Raw genomic sequence first — 15,678 nt, 5'->3', positions numbered from 1 at the left:
TTTGCAGCGGCCCGCAACACCCGCGCGGGCCGTGGACGGCGGAAGGAAGTTCAGCGAGGATGCAAAAAGCAGCAGGCACAGCCTTGAACATCGTGGTGCTGGTCAAATATGTACCGGACGCGCAGTTCGACCGCCACCTGACCGGCGATCCGGCGACGGTGGACCGGTCCGAGAGCATCCTCTCCGAACTGGACGAATACGCCATTGAATCCGCCCTGCAGCTGGCGGAGGAGCGCGGCGGGCCGAAGGCCGGCAACCGGGTCATTGCGTTGACCATGGGCCCGGCGGCGGCAGCCACTGCGGTGAAGAAGGCCCTGCAGATCGGCGCCACCGAAGGCCTGCATGTGAACGACGACGCGCTGGCTGGCTCCGATGCCACCGGAACGTCGCTGGTTTTGGCAGCGGCTATCCGGAGCCTCGGCGAAGTTGACTTGGTGCTCACCGGCATGGCGTCCACGGACGGCGAAACCTCGCTGGTCCCGGCGCAGCTGGCCGAGCGCCTGGGCCTGCCGCAGCTGACCTTCGCCGCCAGCCTGGAGCTGGACGGGACCACGGTCCGTGCCCGCCGCGACGGGGATACCCACGCCGACAGCCTGGAAGCCGAACTTCCGGCGCTGGTGTCCGTCACCGACCAGATCAACGAACCGCGCTACCCGAACTTCAAGGGCATCATCGCGGCCAAGAAAAAGACGGTTGCCACGGTGACGCTGGCGGACCTGGGCATCCAGCCCGCCGAGGTCGGCACCGCCGGGGCCTGGACCGCCGTCCGGACGGCCGAGGCACGCCCGCCGCGATCGCAGGGCACCATCATTACCGATGAGGGCGACGCCGGCATCCGCCTGGTGGACTTCCTGGCCGCCCAAAACCTGCTCTAGTCCGCCACGGAAACCGCGAAGGATATCGGCACCATGCCCACAGTTCTTGTCTTTATCGACCATCCCGGCCAGACCCTGCACAAGGGCCAGTTGGAACTGCTCACGCTGGCGCGCAGCATCGGCGAGCCAGTGGCGGCGTTCAACGGAGACCTCACCGACGCCGTCCGGACCACGCTCGGGGATTACGGCGTGGGCACCATCTACCGGCCGTCCGCCGACCTGGACGGCGCCCTGGTGGCCCCGAAGGCTGCGTTCGTGGCCGCTGCCGCCCGTGAAGCCAACCCGGCCGCGGTGCTGCTGCCCAACACGTTCGAAGGCAAGGAGATTGCTGCCCGGGCCGGGATCAAGCTCGACTCCGGCGTCATTACCGACGCGATCGGTATCTCCGCCGACCTGACCGTGACCAAGAGCGTGCTCGCGGGCGCCTACACGGTGCAGGCACAGGTCGGCCGGGGCACGCCGATCATCACCGTGAAGGCCAACGCCGTTGCCGAGGCCCCGGCGGCCGAAGCGGCCGTGCCGGAGGTGGCGACAGTGGACGCCGGGGACTTCGGCCCCGCGGCCCGCATCACCCACCGCGCGGAGAAAGCGGCCAGCGGTCGGCCGGCGCTCACCGAGGCCCGCGTGGTGGTAGCCGGCGGCCGCGGAACCGGCGGAGACTTCTCGCCGATCGAGGACCTGGCCGACGCCTTGGGCGGGGCGGTCGGCGCATCACGGGCGGCCACCGACGCCGGCTGGATCGAGCACTCGGCACAGGTGGGCCAGACCGGCCAGACCGTCTCGCCGCAGCTGTACGTCTCGGCCGGCATCTCCGGCGCCATCCAGCAGAAGGCCGGCATGCAGACCGCCAAGGTGATTGTGGCGGTCAACAACGACGCCGATTCGCCGGTCTTCGAGATTGCCGATTTCGGCATCGTCGGCGACCTGGCTGAAGTCCTGCCGCAGGCCGCCGCCGAGATCCGCCGGCGGAAGGGCTAGCCGCGGTGACTGCTGCGGAGTTCATGCCGGCACGTGTCCTCGTCTTTGCCGCGCACCCGGACGACCTGGATTTCGGCGCGGCGGGCACCATTGCCCGCTGGACGGCCGCGGGCGTGCAGGTGAGTTACTGCATCATGACCGACGGCGATGCCGGCGGCTTCGATGACGGCCAGCGGGCCGGCATCGTGGAACTGCGGGCGGCCGAGCAGGCGAAAGCCGCGGCGTTGGCCGGCGTGACCGACCTGCACTTCCTGCACCAGCCCGACGGCTACCTGGAACCCACCCACGAGGTGATCCGGCAGACCGTGGAACTGATGCGGCGGATCCGTCCCGACATTGTGCTCTCCATGCACCCGGAGCGGGCCTGGGACCGGATCCAGAAGAGCCACCCGGACCATCTGGCCTGCGGTGAGATCGTGACCCGCGCGATCTACCCGGCGGTGGAGAACCCGTACGCGTATCCCGAGTTGCTCGAGGCAGGGCTGGCCGCTTACAAAGTGCCCTATCTGTGGTTCTACGGCGGGCCGGGAGAGCGGGAGAACCACTTCGTGGACATCACCGACTGGGTCGATACCAAGCTGGCCGCCATCCGCATCCACGCGAGCCAGCACCCTGACCTGGCCGGGATGGACGCCCGCGTGCGGCAGAATCTGGTGGAGAACGCCGAGCGCGGCGGGCTTCCTGCCGGCCGCAGTGCGGAGGCTTTCCACGTGGTGGGCATCAATACCCCGGAGACGATCGCCGGATTCTGACGGCGGCGGACCGGCACGGCGGTGGGCCCTGCGCTGCCGGACACTGGCGCCGGCAGCGCAACGGGTTAGCCGGCCGGCGTGGGAATGATGACGGCGAACGGAAGGCTGGGGGACTCGGCCCCGCCCGGCGCCTCGACCGATACGGCCAGTTCGCGGGTGGTGGAGATGCCGTCGACCACTACCGGGTTGCCCGCGGTAATGTCCGCGGCCTCAATGGTGCCGGCCGATACCGGCGCGGAGCCGTCCAGCGGGACCCGCCAGACCTGGTAGGTGCGCCCCTCGGACGCCGCGACGTCGTTGAACGTCAGGACGGCAGCGTTCTTCTCCAGTGAGATCGAGGCGTCGACGGTGCCGCCGCCCTCCACTTCCTGCTGGCTGGAGACAACGTCCGGTGCATCCGCGACGTCCTGGTCAGAGGTTCCGCCCAGGGCTCCGGCCACGGCGATGGCACCAATAATCACCACGATGGCAGCCAGGGCCAGCAACAGCCACTTGGTCACCGCGGGCATCGGCTGCCGCACGTCCTCGTCTGCTCCGCCGGTCAACTGGTCGGCGTGCAAGACGGAGTGGTCCTCATCCGCTGCTGCGTAGTCGTTCCCCTCGGTGGAGTTTCCGGGGCTGGCCAGGCGATCAGATGGCTGTGGCGTATCCATAGGCTGCCAGTCTATCGGTCCCCGGGCGCGGTGCCTCTGTGGCCGCCGACACGCTGCCGTTCCGGTGCGCGGCTAGAGCTTCGCCCCGGCGAAGCCGTGCTGCCGCCAGGCTTCGTAGACGGCGATCGAGGCCGAATTGGCCAGGTTCAGCGATCGCAGCGACGGCAGCATGGGCAAGCGCAGGCGAGCCGTCACATGGGCATCCTGCTTGACCGCTTCCGGCAGCCCGACGGACTCCGGGCCGAACATCAGCACGTCGCCCGGAAGGTAGGAGACGTCCGTGTAGGAAGTCTCGCCATCGGAGGTGAAAGCGAAGACCCGCTCGGGTTGCAGGGCTTGCCAGGCGGCCTCCAGATCGGCGTGCACGTGGACCACCGCCAGGTCGTGGTAGTCCAGGCCGGCGCGGCGGAGTTTGGAGTCTTCGAAGCTGAAACCCAGCGGTTCAACCAGATGCAGTTCGGCTCCGGTGACCGCGGCCAGTCGGATGGCGTTGCCGGTATTGCCGGGGATCTCGGGAGTGTAGAAGAGGATGCGGAACACGGAGTCCATCCTAAGCGCGCCGAAGCACCGTCCCGGACCGGCCGGCGGTCGGCAAACCCGCAGCCGTCAGCTGTGCATCCCAGCCAGCAGCCGGGCGAGCGAGGGGACATGCACCGTGTTCGGTGCCGGTCCGGAGGACAGGAATTGCTTGGTCTCGCGCACCAGCCGGGCTGCGTTGACCACGTGCACCGGCGCAATGCCGTCCGGATCGTAGCCGCGGGTGTAGTCGATCACCGGTTCGTGCAGGTTCCCGTCCGCGGAATGGATCACAATCCAGCCGGTGACATTGAGTTCCGGGAACAAATCCTGCATCCGCCGCACCGCCGGTGCCAGCAGCGGCGGTTCCACCACGCGGCCGTCCTTGTGCAGAGTGCGCCCGTCCCAGCGGAAGTTTCCCCGCGGCAGTAGCATCGAATCGATCAGGGCCAACCGGTAGCCGGCCAGCAGCGCATGGTCGATGAACCCGTTGTCGGCCGGCGAATGCAGCCCATTGACCAGCCGCGCCGACGGAATCGCCGGAAGAATCTGCCGGCTGATCAATTGCACGCTCAGGGCCTCGCGGCGCAGCCGGGCGCCGGCACCGAAGATTCCGCGCTTGCGCGGCACCCCATGGATTTGCTGCCGGGCGATGTTTTCCGCCAGACCGGTGGAGGCCTCGGCGGACTCATAGGCAGGTACGAAGACCGGCGCGTCGGATGCCGAGGGACCGCGCTGCCCGGGTGTCCGCCGGGGCGCGGCGGATGCTGCGAAGGACTCGGCGCTGTCCGTCCGTGCGTCCGGTGCGGTGGCGGCGCCGTAGGACCGGTCATAGCGGGACCGGGTCTGCGGGTTGCTGAGGACTTCATAGGCCAGGCTCACGCGGCGGAACTCGGCCGGATCCCCGCCGTGGTCCGGATGGGTGGCCCTTGCGGCCCTGCGGTACGCGGCCTTGATCTGCTGTTCGGTGGCAGTGACCGGCAGCCCCAAGGCATCGTAGTGGGATGGGGGAGTCACCGGCCGCCTCTCTGTAGGGTCTGGGGGTCCTGCGCGAAGCCCAGTGTAACCGCCGGGAAGCGGCCGCCTGTGTCGTGCCGCGGCTGCACGCGAACTTGCTGCCACAATGATCTGCTGTGACTTCGCTGCCGCCCGATGCCCCGATCGCCGTCGCGATCAACCCCCACGCCGGGTTCGGGACAACTGCCCGCGCCGGTGCGGAGGTGATGGCGGAACTGGCCAGCCGCGGCCGTGACGCCGTCGAACTGCGGGCGGAGACGTGGTCCGCGCTCGCGGGTCTGGTGGCCGGCGAGCTGCACCGCGGGATCTCCGCCCTGTTGGTGGTGGGCGGGGACGGAATGGTTCATTTAGCAGTCAACGCCTTGGCGGGCACGCAGGTTCCGCTGGGCATTGTGCCGACCGGGACCGGGAACGATTTTGCCCGGTTGTTCAACCTGCCCACGCAGCCGCGCACCGCCGTCGGGCATTTCCTGCAGGCGCTGGAGCAGCCGCGCAAGGTGGACCTGGGGCGGGTCACCCGCGCGGACGGAACCACCTGCTGGTTTGCCGGGGTCCTCTCCGCCGGCTTCGACGCCGCGGTCAACGACCGGGCCAACCGCTGGCGCTTCCCGCGCGGCCGCCTGCGCTACCCGCTGGCGATGCTGCGCGAACTCGCCTCCTTCCGCCCGCTCAGCTACAGCCTGGTCGTGGACGGGGTGCCGCGCCGGACCGACGCGATGCTGGTTGCCGTTGCCAACGGCCGGTCGATCGGCGGCGGAATGCGCATTGTCCCGGAGGCAGCGTACGACGACGGTGCGTTGGATCTGTTCATCGTCTCGCCGCTGTCCCGTCCCGCCTTCTTGGGCATCTTTCCGCGCGTCTACGCCGGCCGGCATACCGACCATCCGGCGGTCCACATCGAGCGGGTGCGGACGGTGCGGCTGGAAGCCGCAGGGGTCACCGCCTATGCCGACGGCGAACCGGTCGGCAGGCTGCCGGTATCCGTCGATGTGGTGCCGGGTGCCCTGTCAGCGGCGGTGTAACGCAGCAGCAGCATGGACCCGGACTCCAGCACCTGGCGCAGTTGAAGCCGCTGCAGCGACTGGCCGGGAACATGGTCCGAGATCCGTTTGCCGGTGCCGCCGGCCAGCAGCGGGCTGATGGTCAGGCACAGCTCGTCGACCAGTCCCGCGGCCTGGAAACTGCCAAAGAGGGTGGGGCCGCCTTCGCTGTGCAGCTGCTGGTAGCCGCGGGCCGCCAGCGCCCGCACCATCAACGCGGGCTCCACCCGGGCGGTGCCGGCGTCGACCACATCCGCCACCCGTTCCAGTGCGCGGCGACGGGTCGCGGGGGAGGCGGCACTGGTCAACACGATGGGGCGCACCGGCGCGGCCGTGAAGAACTCGCTGTCCGGATCGAGGTCCAGCGAGGCGGAGACCACCGCGACGGGCGGATGCGGATTCATGCCGCGCGCGGTGCGCCAGGCCTGCGACTCGGCCGAGAGCAGCTCGCCGCCATAGCCCTCCGCCCGGATGGTCCCGGCCCCGACCACCAGCACGTCGGCCAGCCGCCGCAGCAGCAGGAAGACGCGCTGGTCCACTTCGTCGCCCAGCGTCCCGGAACGGCCCTCATAGGTGGCCGCACCGTCCAGGCTGGCAACAAAGTTGAACCGGATCCACGGGCCGGACCTCGGGACTTCGCCGTACCAGTCCAGCAGGTCCTGGTCGGTGGCCTGTTCCGGCCCGGGCGGCAGGATGCGCCGGATCGGCCGGGTCACTGCGCCGCCGGTTCGTTGACGTCGCCCATGTTGTGCTTCAGATAGGACGGTTCGCGCCAGCCCAGCACCGCCTCGGCCATGCGGATGGCGGCGCTGGCTTCGGGAACGTTGTGCATGCGCAGGATCCGCGCGCCGTTCATGATGCAGATGACGGCGGCAGCCAGCGATCCGGACAGCCGTTCCTGTTTGGGCTGGTCCAGCGTTTCGCCGATGAAGTCCTTGTTGGAAACCGCCGCCAGCGCGGGGTAGCCGAGGGCGGCGATTTCACCGAAGCGGCGGGTGATTTCCAGCGAATGCAGCGTGTTCTTGTTCAGGTCGTGGCCCGGGTCGATGATGATTTTCTCCGCAGGGATGCCCAGCTCCACGGCCAGGTCCACCTTGCGGCGCAGGAAGCCGGCAACGTCCTCCACCACGTCGTCATAGTGGGGCCGCGGATACACCGTGCGGGGCGCGGCGAGCGAGTGGGTAATGACCAGATGTGCCCCGCCCTCCGCTACTACCGCCGCCATGTCCGGGTTCTGCAGTCCGGTGGTGTCGTTGATGACGTTCGCACCGGCGCGGATGCTCGCCTCGGCCACCGCGGGCAGGAACGTGTCGGCGGAAATCACCACGTCCGAGGCGGCCCGCACCGCCTCGATCACCGGAACAATCCGTTCCGCTTCCTCGCGCGCTGATAGGGCCGGTCCCGGCGCGAAGGGCACGCCGCCAATGTCCACCCAGTCCGCCCCCGCAGCGACCGCCTGCAGGGAAGCATCGATGGCAGCCTCGAGTGCGAAGGTCCGGCCGCCGTCGTAAAACGAATCGGGCGTGCGGTTGACGATGGCCATCAGTGCCACCTGCGAGCGGAAATCGATCCGGCGGGAGCCGAACTCGTGCACCGGGTGGTGCAACTCGGGCAGGAAGGCCCCGGACGGCGTTCGCTCCGTCAGTGGTTGACTCACAGGCTGGTCAGCTCCTTGTCGGGGTTGGACAGGTCCGCGGCGTCCACCGTTCGGCCCGACCGGATCAGGTCCTGGATGGGCTCCTGGACGTCCCAGATGTTTACATTCATACCAGCCACCACCTTGCCCTCGCGCAGCCAGAACGCGATGAACTCCAACTTGTCCGGATCCTGGTAGCTGCCTCGGATGACCGGTTCGCTCTCCGCCGCCCACGGGAAGTAGCCGGAATACTCCATCCCGATGCCGAACTGGTCCGTGTAAAAGTACGGGATGTCATCGTTGGATGCATCCCGGCCCAGCATGGCGGCAGCGGCAGTTTTGCCCTGCGCAATGGCATTCGCCCAGTGCTCGCTGCGCAGCGGCGCGCCGTAGGCCGGGTGATAGGCGCGGGCCACGTCACCGGCGGCAAAGACATGCTCGGCCGAGGTCCGCAACCGCTGGTCGGTATCGATGCCGTTGGACACCGTCAGCCCGGCTGCCTCGGCCACCGCGGTGTTGGGGACGGCGCCGATGGCTGCCAGCACCACGTCCGCGGGGAGGCGCTCGCCGTCGTCCAGGAGAACGCCGCCGACCTTGCCGTTCCCGCCGATGATTTCCACCGGCCGGCCTCCGGTGCGCAGCAGCACGCCCTCGCGGCGATGGGTGTCCGCGAAGATGCCGCCGATGGTTCCGCCCAGCGCCGAGGCCAGCGGGACCTGGCCGCGGCCCACGATGGTGGCCTCATTTCCCAGTTGGCGCGCCGTGGCGGCAACCTCCATCCCGATCCAGCCCATGCCCAGCACCACCAACCGCTGGTTCCCGGCCGCCAGCAGCGTGTGCAGGGATTCGCTGTCATCCAGCGTGCGCAGGTAGTGCACCCCTTCCAGACCGGCCCCGGGAAGGTCCAGCCGCCGCGGCGATGCGCCGGTGGCCAGCAGCAGCCGGGAGTACTTCAGCGTGATGGCATCCGAGAACGTCGCGGTACGGGCGCCGGGATCGAAAGACTCCAGCGTGGTGCCGCGCAGCAGCCGGACGCCATGCTCCGCATACCAACCCGGCGGCTGCACGAGTGCCGCCTCCGCGTCCTCGCGTCCGGCCAGGAAGTCCTTGGACAGCGGCGGCCGAATATAAGGTGGTTGGTCCTCGGTACCGGCCAGGACGATTTCGCCCCCGTAGCCGCCCTGCCGCAGCGCCTCGGCAGCGGTGGCGCCGGTCAGCCCGGCTCCGGCAATGACGATCGGGTTCTCTGCCATGGCAGCGCTCCTTCAAAGTGCCGGCGGGCACCGGGCGGTTCACAGCCCCAGCTGCCGATCTGATGGAAGCACCGGCAGCTGCCTGTTCGGGCAGGGCCAGATGTTCTAAAATGGTTATGTTCGACTTTAGAAATCCGTCCCGCAGAAGTCAATGGATCAGCCACCGGAAAGAGCGCCATGACCGAACATCCTCCGCCCGGACTCTCGGCCGTCACCGCCTTGGGCGACGACGTCCGCCGCCGCCTGTTCGAATTCGTCCGGCACAGCGCCGAACCGGTGACCCGGGACCAAGCCGCGGCCGCCTTGGATCTGCCGCGCAGCACCGTGTCCCTGCAATTGGATGCGTTGGCCGGGCACGGGCTGCTGACTGTGGAGTTCCGCAAGCTCAGCGGCAAATCCGGGCCGGGCTCCGGCCGGCCGTCGAAGGTTTACACGGCCGCGGTGCCGGAAGTCTCGGCCTCCGTGCCGGAGCGGTCCTACGACCTGGCCGGTGAGCTGTTGGCCACGGCGGTGGAGGAATCGGCCCGGACGGCGCGCCCGGCGCATGAGCTGGTAGCCGAGGCCGCCCGTGCCAAGGGCCTGGAGCTCGGGGCCGGCGCGGCCGGGATGGAAGCCGCGCTGGCATCGGCGGGCTACCGGCCGCTGCCCGATGCGGCCGGATTTGCGCTGGGAAACTGCCCGTTCCACCTGCTGGCGCGGAGCCACACGCAGACGGTGTGCGGGCTGAACCTGGCCCTGCTGGAGGGGATGCTGGACGGCTGCGCGGACCGGCACCACAGCGTCGCCGCCGATCCGGACGGGCCGTTCTGCTGCGCCAGGATCAACCGACGCCCGCCCGCCTGATGCCGCGCTCCGTGTGATGCCCGGGCGGGAAGCGGTCCTGCCGGCAGCCGGACAGCCCGTTCCGCCGGCCGTTCCGGGCGACGGCTGGGGTACATGCAGGGGGCCATGTAAAATGTTGGCGTGCCCGTGTACCTTGACCACGCGGCGACCACGCCCATTCTGGCGCAGGCCCTGGCCGCACTCACCCACGAACTCAGCCGCAGCGGCAACCCCTCGTCGCTGCACGGCTCCGGCCGTCGTGCCCGCAGGGTGGTCGAGGAAGCCCGCGAGAGGATCGCCGCCGCAACCGGAGCCCACCCGTCCGAAGTGATTTTCACCTCCGGCGGCACCGAAGCGGACAACCTGGCCGTCAAGGGGCTGTACTGGGCGCGTCACGACGCCGACCCCCGGCGCCGCCGTATTTTGTGTTCGCCGGTGGAACACCATGCGGTGCTGGACACGGTGGAGTGGCTGGAAAAGCACGAAGGAGCCGAAGCAGTCTGGCTGCCGGTCGACGCGGACGGCGTGGTCTCCATCGAGGCCGTGCAGCGCGAAATCGACGCGGACCCCGCAGCCGTGGCCTTGATTACCGTCATGTGGGCCAACAACGAGGTAGGCAGCGTCCAGCCGATGGCGGAGATCGTTGCCGCCGCGCAGGCGCAGGGGATTCCGGTCCACTCCGACGCGGTCCAGGCCTTCGGGCACCTGCCGGTGGACTTCAAGGCTTCCGGACTGGACACCATGGCCATCACCGGGCACAAGATCGGCGGCCCGGTGGGCGTCGGCGCGCTGCTGGTCCGCCGGGACGTCAAGCTGACGCCCGTCCAGCACGGCGGCGGACAGGAACGCGACATCCGGTCCGGCACTCTGGACACGCCGGCGATCGCCGCCTTTGCCGCCGCGGCGGAGACCGTCGTCGGGCATTTGCCGGAAGAAGCCCGGCGGTTGGCGGACCTGCGCGAGAAACTCATTGCCGGCGTCGTACGCACCGTTCCGGAGGCGGTGCTGCGGGGGACTCCGGATCCGGAACAGCACGGCCGGCGGCTGCCGGGCAACGCGCACTTCACCTTCCCGGGCTGCGAGGGGGATTCGCTGCTGTTCCTGCTGGATTTGGCCGGCGTCGAGTCCTCCACCGGGTCCGCTTGCACCGCGGGAGTGCCGCGGCCCTCGCACGTCCTGCTGGCGATGGGGCTGAGCGAAGAAGAAGCCCGTGGCGCGCAACGCTTCACGCTCGGGCATACAACCACCGAATCCGACGTTGACGCATTGGTGGCTGCGCTGCCGGAGGCTTACGCACGGGCGAAAAAGGCCGGCATGGCCGGGCACGTCTCCAGCATCCAGACCGCCGGCACACAGGCGGATTGACCGGCGCAACGCACGCTGCATCGGCTCGAATCACTGGGCCGCAGCAGACACAGACAACACATCAGTAGGGAATCGAATTCATGAAGGTACTGGCAGCGATGAGCGGCGGCGTGGACTCCGCCGTGGCAGCGGCACGGGCGGTGGAGGCCGGCCATGACGTGGTAGGCGTGCATCTGGCCCTGAGCCGGATGCCCGGCACACTCCGCACCGGCAGCCGCGGCTGCTGCACCATCGAGGATTCGCGGGACGCCTGGCGCGCCTGCGACATCCTGGGCATCCCGTACTACGTCTGGGACTTCTCCGAGCGGTTCAAGGAAGATGTGGTCGACGACTTCATCGCCGAATACGCCGCCGGCCGGACGCCCAATCCCTGCATGCGCTGCAACGAACGGATCAAGTTCGCCGCGCTGCTGGAGAAGGCGCTGGCGCTGGGCTTCGACGCGGTGTGCACCGGCCACTACGCCAAGGTGATCGAAGACGAGCACGGCAACCGGGAACTGCACCGCGCCGCCGACTGGGCCAAGGACCAGTCCTACGTGCTGGGCGTGCTGACCCACGAGCAGCTCAAACATTCCATGTTCCCGCTGGCCGAAACGCCGTCCAAGGCCGAAGTGCGCGCCGAAGCCGCGCGGCGCGGGCTCTCCGTGGCGAACAAGCCGGACAGCCATGACATTTGTTTCATTTCCGACGGCGACACCCGCGGTTGGCTGGCCGAAAAGATCGAAATGGAGACGGGATCAATCGTTGACCAGGACGGCCAGGTAGTCGGCGAACACGAGGGCGCCAACGCGTTCACCGTGGGCCAGCGCCGCGGACTGAAGCTGGGCCGTCCGGCGCCGGACGGCAAGCCGCGGTTCGTGCTGGAGATCCGGCCCAAGGAGAACAAGGTGGTGGTGGGGCCGGAGGCCTTGCTGGCCGTGGACCAGATGCGCGGCATCAAAGTTTCCTGGGCCGGCCTGCCGCTGCCCGAGGTGGAAGCGCAGACCGCATTCGAGTGCATGGTCCAGGTCCGTGCGCACGGCGACCCGGTGGCCGCCCGGGCGCAGTCGGAGCTCGATGACGACGGCCGGCAGCAACTGGTGGTCACCCTGATCGAGCCGATGCGCGGCGTGGCTCCGGGCCAGACAATGGTCCTCTACCAGGGGACCCGGGTGCTGGGTCAGGCAACCATTGATTCGGCCCGTTCGCTGAGCTGGGACCCGGCCAAGGTTTCCTGACACAGCGCCGGCGGACTTCACACTGGAGTAACCGGTGCAATGCCGGTGCGGGCCGAACCATAAACTGGGATCATGACCGAGCCCCACCTTGCCGATGACTTTGACCCGACCGCCAGCTCCCTCTCCGACCAGGTGGCCCCCGAGGTGATGGCCGAGCTGCTGGCAGTGCGCGGCAGCATCGACAACATCGACGCCACGTTGGTCTATCTGTTGGCCGAGCGGTTCAAGGCCACGCAGCGGGTGGGCTACCTCAAGGCCAGGCACAAGCTGCCCCCGGCCGATCCCGACCGCGAAACCGCCCAGATCGGCCGGCTGCGGCGGCTCGCCGAGGAAGCGCATCTGGACCCGGCCTTCGCCGAGAAGTTCCTGAACTTCATCATCTCCGAGGTCATCAGGCACCACCAGGCCATCTCCGACGAGCACAACGGCGGCAACTGAGGTGACGGCCGGCTCCGACGCACCCGCTGCCGGGGTGCGGCCCAGCCAGGTGAGCGCTACCGGGCTGGGCAGCTGGCCCGGTACTGATCCGGCCGAAGCGGCCCGGATCATTCGCGGCGAACTCGGCGAACCCAACCTGCCGCATCTGGTGGAGCTGCCCGATCGCGGTGTCGGCTCGGACCCGGTGGCACGGACGGCCGGATTGCTGGAGGAACTCTTCATCGACCTGCAGCCGCACGGCTGGCGGCTGGTGGACCGCCCGGGGCAGGACCACCGCCGGTCTGTTTCCGCCCTGCGCACCGACCTGAACGTGCTGGCCGATGTGGTGGGTGCCGAAGAGCGTCCGGGTTCGCACTTCAAAGTGCAGCTGCGCGGGCCGATGTCCTTGGCCGCCAATCTCTACCTACACAACGGTGAACGCGCGCTCATCGACGCCGGGGCCCGGCGCGACCTGGCCCAGTCGCTGGCGGCCGGCGCGGCAGGCCACCTCGCCCAGGTCAAGGCTTCGCTGCCGGCCGGCACGGAGCTGGTGGTCCAGCTGGACGAGCCGGACATCGACACCGTGCTGGCCGGGACCATTCCCACCGCCAGCGGCTACCGCACCCTGCGGTCGGTGCCGGCGTCGGAAGCATCCGCCGCCTGGGACCTGCTGGCCGCGGCCCTGCGCGACGCCGGTGCCGTGGAAGTGGTGGCCCAGATTCCGGCCACCGATTCCGGCCTGGACGCGGTGGCCGCCAGCGACTTGGACGGGTTCGCCGTCCCTACCGGCGGGCTGGGTACCCGGCAGTGGGAAACAATCGCCGCGGCCGTCGAAGCCGACCGGCGCATCTGGACCGGCCTGATCGACCCCGCCGCCGGAAGCATCCCGCAGGTCACTGCACTGGTCGATTCAGTAGTGCGGCCATGGCGGCAGCTCGGATTGCCGTTGAAACGCCTGCCCCAGCTGCGGATCACGCCCTCCGCCGGCCTGGCCGGGACTGCCCCGGAGGCGGCCCGCTCGGTAGTGAAGCGGTTGACCCAGACGGCCGACGCACTGAACCAGGTTATCGCGGAGGCCTGAGCAACCCGGCCGGGACTTTGTCCGGCGGGTTCCGCGGGCGCTGCGATCAGGGGCTAAACGAGTACCGAGTAGGTGAAGGAGCCCTCGTATTCGAGCACGGTTCCGAGCTGGCGCTGAATGACCTTGGTCCGGATCCGGAAGCGGTCTTCGGCTCCGTCCCACCACTGTTCGGTGAAGGCCGCGGCCTCGAACAGGAGTGGCAGCCGGAGCGAGCGGCGGCCGGCAGCCAGGCGGCTGCCACGCGAGATGATCCGCATCCGGCCATCGGCGCCGACCGAGCACGCCACGTCCGTGAGCAGGCGGCCGCTCCGACCCAGCGCGCCGACGGCCTTGCCCAGTTTGGCGTCCCAGCTGGTCCGGTCCTCCATGATCCGGGTCCGGTGGTCGAAGTGGAGTGTCCTGACAGCGGTCAGCTGAGGCTGGCCGCCGGCATTGAGCGAGGCCCGGTTCTCGATGCTGAAGGGCACCTGGTGCTGGTACTCGGGGAACAACGCGTTGTCGCTGCTCGTCAGGTCCAGGAACGGCCGCAGCACCGGGACGGGGCAGCCCGCCACATCGAACGTTCCGGAACCGACGCCGCTGACTGTTGCACCGTCGTCGTTCTCCGCACTTGCCGCCAGCGAGAAATACTGCTGCAGTTCGGGTTGGAGCCGCGCGAAGTCCGGCCCCAGCGCACGTTGGTAAACAGACGTCATGGCCTCACCGCCCGCGCCGGGCGGTGAGCCGCTGCCGGGGCATTCCGGTGACGGGTCCCATGGCGGTCAGAGCCTCCCGGCGGCTTTGAGCCGGATATACATGTCGGCCAGCTGGGGCGGCAGCTCGTGCGGGGGAGCGTCCACCACTTCGGCGCCCAGTTGGCGGATCTGGGCCGCGACGGCGGCCCGTTCCAGCATGGCCCGCTCCGCGGCGGCGGCACGGAACGTGTCGTCGGCGGTGTCGCGCACGGTGCGCAGCCGGTCGATGTGCGGATCGCTGACCGAGGCGACCACCACGGTGTGCTTGGCGGTAAGCTGAGCCAGCACGGGCAGCAGCCCCTCCTCGGCGGCCCCGGAATCCAGCGCGGTCAGCAGCACCACCAGGGACCGGTGCGAGGACAGGGCATGGACCTCGGCAGGTATCTGCGACCAGTCCGCTTCGATCAGCTCCGGGTCCAGCGGTGCCATGGCGTTGACCAGTTGGTTGAGCAGGTTGCCTTTGGCCGCGGAAGCGACTTTGGCCCGCGGCCGCCGATCGTAGGCCAAAAAGTCCACGCGGTCGCCGCCGCGTTCTGCGAGCACTGCCAGGAGCAGGGACGCTTCGATCCCGGTGTCCAGCCGCGGCTCGTCGTCGATCCGTGCCGCCGAGGTGCGCGAGGTATCCAGCACGATCACCACGCGGCGGTCGCGTTCCGGCCGCCAAGTGCGGACGACGACGGCCTGTCGCCGGGCGGTGGCTCGCCAGTCGATCGAGCGCACGTCGTCGCCGCGAACATAGTCGCGCAGCGAGTCGAACTCGGTGCCGGCTCCGCGGATCTGCACCGCAACCCGTCCGTCGAGTTCGCGCAGCTTGCGCAGTTTGGAGGGCAGATGCCGTTTGGAATGAAAGGGCGGCAGCACGCGGAGTCGGCCCGGCAAGTCGACGGTAATCTGTCGCGCGGCCACACCCAGCGGACCGAGCGACCGGATGGCCACGTGGTGGGCCAGGAGGTCGCCGCGGCGCTGAGGCGTCAGCCGGACCTCGAGCAGCCGGCGTTCGGCCGGCGAAATGCGCACGCGCTGGTCGGGATTCGCGGCGCCGGCCGAGGGCTGCCAGCCATCGCGCACCACGGCCCGCAGCTGGCGGCGGCCATGATTGGCCATCAGTAGCTGGGCCGTCACTGATTCGCCCAGCCGGACATTCGCGGGCAGCCGCCGCTGCAGCCCCACCCGGCGCGGCGAAAGCGCCAGCGCCAGGTCAACGCCCACCGCGGCGGCCAAGAGCAGGCACCACGCCAGGGCCGTGGCCGGCCGCGGAAAGAGCAGCAGCGGAATCATGCCCGCCAGGGCCAGCAGGACAAAACGCCCGGTAATCGCCATGA

17 protein-coding genes are annotated in these 15,678 nt (G+C 69.3%); 9 read left to right on the top strand and 8 right to left on the bottom strand.

The features are described 5' to 3' along the window. The first annotated feature begins 59 nt into the window (after positions 1 to 59). The 3 genes from ACWF5H_RS14255 to ACWF5H_RS14245 are packed head-to-tail and all read left to right on the top strand — an operon-like array spanning position 60 to position 2,605. Complete coding sequence (locus ACWF5H_RS14255; protein ID WP_452037616.1) at positions 60 to 875, top strand: electron transfer flavoprotein subunit beta/FixA family protein; 816 nt, start codon at positions 60 to 62, stop codon at positions 873 to 875. Positions 876 to 908: 33 nt separating this feature from the next. Beyond that, on the top strand, positions 909 to 1,853 hold the full coding sequence (locus ACWF5H_RS14250) for an electron transfer flavoprotein subunit alpha/FixB family protein (protein ID WP_452037615.1): 945 nt from the start codon (positions 909 to 911) through the stop codon (positions 1,851 to 1,853). 23 nt (positions 1,854 to 1,876) lie between these two features. Continuing rightward, positions 1,877 to 2,605, top strand: a complete 729-nt coding sequence (locus ACWF5H_RS14245; protein ID WP_452037776.1) for a PIG-L deacetylase family protein — start codon at positions 1,877 to 1,879, stop codon at positions 2,603 to 2,605. A 65-nt stretch (positions 2,606 to 2,670) separates the two neighbouring features. Here the strand turns inward: ACWF5H_RS14245 and ACWF5H_RS14240 are convergent, their stop codons facing one another. The 3 genes from ACWF5H_RS14240 to ACWF5H_RS14230 all read right to left on the bottom strand — a co-directional run bounded on the left by ACWF5H_RS14240 (position 2,671) and on the right by ACWF5H_RS14230 (position 4,791). After that, complete coding sequence (locus ACWF5H_RS14240) at positions 2,671 to 3,258, bottom strand: anti-sigma factor (protein WP_364648259.1); 588 nt, start codon at positions 3,256 to 3,258, stop codon at positions 2,671 to 2,673. A gap of 72 nt (positions 3,259 to 3,330) precedes the next feature. Next, positions 3,331 to 3,798, bottom strand: a complete 468-nt coding sequence (locus tag ACWF5H_RS14235; protein WP_452037613.1) for a tRNA (cytidine(34)-2'-O)-methyltransferase — start codon at positions 3,796 to 3,798, stop codon at positions 3,331 to 3,333. A gap of 66 nt (positions 3,799 to 3,864) precedes the next feature. Next, a complete protein-coding gene (locus ACWF5H_RS14230; protein WP_452037611.1) occupies positions 3,865 to 4,791 on the bottom strand; it encodes a J domain-containing protein in 927 nt (308 codons plus the stop codon). 116 nt (positions 4,792 to 4,907) lie between these two features. Here ACWF5H_RS14230 and ACWF5H_RS14225 point away from each other — a divergent pair, with 116 nt between their 5' ends. Continuing rightward, complete coding sequence (locus ACWF5H_RS14225) at positions 4,908 to 5,813, top strand: diacylglycerol/lipid kinase family protein (protein ID WP_452037610.1); 906 nt, start codon at positions 4,908 to 4,910, stop codon at positions 5,811 to 5,813. Here the strand turns inward: ACWF5H_RS14225 and ACWF5H_RS14220 are convergent. From ACWF5H_RS14220 to ACWF5H_RS14210, 3 genes are read right to left on the bottom strand one after another with little or no spacing between them, the layout of a single operon-like run. After that, the gene (locus ACWF5H_RS14220; protein ID WP_452037609.1) at positions 5,735 to 6,547 is read right to left on the bottom strand and encodes a pyrimidine reductase family protein; all 813 of its coding nucleotides are present in this window, start codon (positions 6,545 to 6,547) and stop codon (positions 5,735 to 5,737) included. The two genes, ACWF5H_RS14225 and ACWF5H_RS14220, sit on opposite strands and share 79 nt — an antisense overlap. Beyond that, the gene (gene folP / locus ACWF5H_RS14215) at positions 6,544 to 7,488 is read right to left on the bottom strand and encodes a dihydropteroate synthase (RefSeq protein ID WP_452037607.1); all 945 of its coding nucleotides are present in this window, start codon (positions 7,486 to 7,488) and stop codon (positions 6,544 to 6,546) included. The genes ACWF5H_RS14220 and folP overlap by 4 nt, the downstream gene beginning before the upstream one ends. Beyond that, positions 7,485 to 8,720, bottom strand: coding sequence for an NAD(P)/FAD-dependent oxidoreductase (locus tag ACWF5H_RS14210; RefSeq protein WP_452037605.1), 1,236 nt, complete (start codon positions 8,718 to 8,720; stop codon positions 7,485 to 7,487). Before ACWF5H_RS14210 ends, folP begins: the two co-directional genes overlap by 4 nt. A gap of 177 nt (positions 8,721 to 8,897) precedes the next feature. Between ACWF5H_RS14210 and ACWF5H_RS14205 the strand changes: the two genes are divergently transcribed. The 5 genes from ACWF5H_RS14205 (at position 8,898) to ACWF5H_RS14185 (ending at position 13,622) form a co-directional block, all read left to right on the top strand. Further along, the gene (locus ACWF5H_RS14205; RefSeq protein ID WP_364648280.1) at positions 8,898 to 9,563 is read left to right on the top strand and encodes a helix-turn-helix transcriptional regulator; all 666 of its coding nucleotides are present in this window, start codon (positions 8,898 to 8,900) and stop codon (positions 9,561 to 9,563) included. A 120-nt stretch (positions 9,564 to 9,683) separates the two neighbouring features. Beyond that, positions 9,684 to 10,907, top strand: coding sequence for a cysteine desulfurase family protein (locus ACWF5H_RS14200; protein WP_452037603.1), 1,224 nt, complete (start codon positions 9,684 to 9,686; stop codon positions 10,905 to 10,907). A gap of 80 nt (positions 10,908 to 10,987) precedes the next feature. After that, positions 10,988 to 12,124, top strand: a complete 1,137-nt coding sequence (gene mnmA / locus ACWF5H_RS14195) for a tRNA 2-thiouridine(34) synthase MnmA (protein ID WP_452037602.1) — start codon at positions 10,988 to 10,990, stop codon at positions 12,122 to 12,124. Positions 12,125 to 12,196: 72 nt separating this feature from the next. After that, entirely contained in the window at positions 12,197 to 12,562 is a 366-nt protein-coding gene (locus ACWF5H_RS14190; protein ID WP_127511335.1) for a chorismate mutase, read from the top strand. A gap of 1 nt (position 12,563) precedes the next feature. After that, the gene (locus tag ACWF5H_RS14185) at positions 12,564 to 13,622 is read left to right on the top strand and encodes a hypothetical protein (protein ID WP_452037600.1); all 1,059 of its coding nucleotides are present in this window, start codon (positions 12,564 to 12,566) and stop codon (positions 13,620 to 13,622) included. A gap of 53 nt (positions 13,623 to 13,675) precedes the next feature. On the opposite strand, the gene ACWF5H_RS14180 is transcribed toward ACWF5H_RS14185, so the two are convergent. Next, positions 13,676 to 14,317, bottom strand: a complete 642-nt coding sequence (locus ACWF5H_RS14180; protein ID WP_452037598.1) for a DUF4166 domain-containing protein — start codon at positions 14,315 to 14,317, stop codon at positions 13,676 to 13,678. A gap of 66 nt (positions 14,318 to 14,383) precedes the next feature. Further along, on the bottom strand, positions 14,384 to 15,676 hold the full coding sequence (locus tag ACWF5H_RS14175; RefSeq protein WP_452037597.1) for a DUF58 domain-containing protein: 1,293 nt from the start codon (positions 15,674 to 15,676) through the stop codon (positions 14,384 to 14,386). Positions 15,677 to 15,678 lie beyond the last annotated feature (2 nt).

Source organism: Arthrobacter sp. NPDC055138 (assembly GCF_053607305.1).
This window is presented reverse-complemented; position numbering and strand designations above follow the sequence as displayed.

What these genes read in the sequence shown, in the direction of transcription:
- ACWF5H_RS14255 (WP_452037616.1), top strand. Translation starts at nt 60, where the DNA reads ATGCAAAAAGCAGCAGGCACAGCCTTGAACATCGTGGTGCTGGTCAAA.
- ACWF5H_RS14250 (WP_452037615.1), top strand. Translation starts at nt 909, where the DNA reads ATGCCCACAGTTCTTGTCTTTATCGACCATCCCGGCCAGACCCTGCAC.
- ACWF5H_RS14245 (WP_452037776.1), top strand. Translation starts at nt 1,877, where the DNA reads ATGCCGGCACGTGTCCTCGTCTTTGCCGCGCACCCGGACGACCTGGAT.
- ACWF5H_RS14240 (WP_364648259.1), bottom strand. Translation starts at nt 3,258, where the DNA reads ATGGATACGCCACAGCCATCTGATCGCCTGGCCAGCCCCGGAAACTCC.
- ACWF5H_RS14210 (WP_452037605.1), bottom strand. Translation starts at nt 8,720, where the DNA reads ATGGCAGAGAACCCGATCGTCATTGCCGGAGCCGGGCTGACCGGCGCC.
- ACWF5H_RS14205 (WP_364648280.1), top strand. Translation starts at nt 8,898, where the DNA reads ATGACCGAACATCCTCCGCCCGGACTCTCGGCCGTCACCGCCTTGGGC.
- mnmA (WP_452037602.1), top strand. Translation starts at nt 10,988, where the DNA reads ATGAAGGTACTGGCAGCGATGAGCGGCGGCGTGGACTCCGCCGTGGCA.
- ACWF5H_RS14190 (WP_127511335.1), top strand. Translation starts at nt 12,197, where the DNA reads ATGACCGAGCCCCACCTTGCCGATGACTTTGACCCGACCGCCAGCTCC.
- ACWF5H_RS14180 (WP_452037598.1), bottom strand. Translation starts at nt 14,317, where the DNA reads ATGACGTCTGTTTACCAACGTGCGCTGGGGCCGGACTTCGCGCGGCTC.
- ACWF5H_RS14175 (WP_452037597.1), bottom strand. Translation starts at nt 15,676, where the DNA reads ATGGCGATTACCGGGCGTTTTGTCCTGCTGGCCCTGGCGGGCATGATT.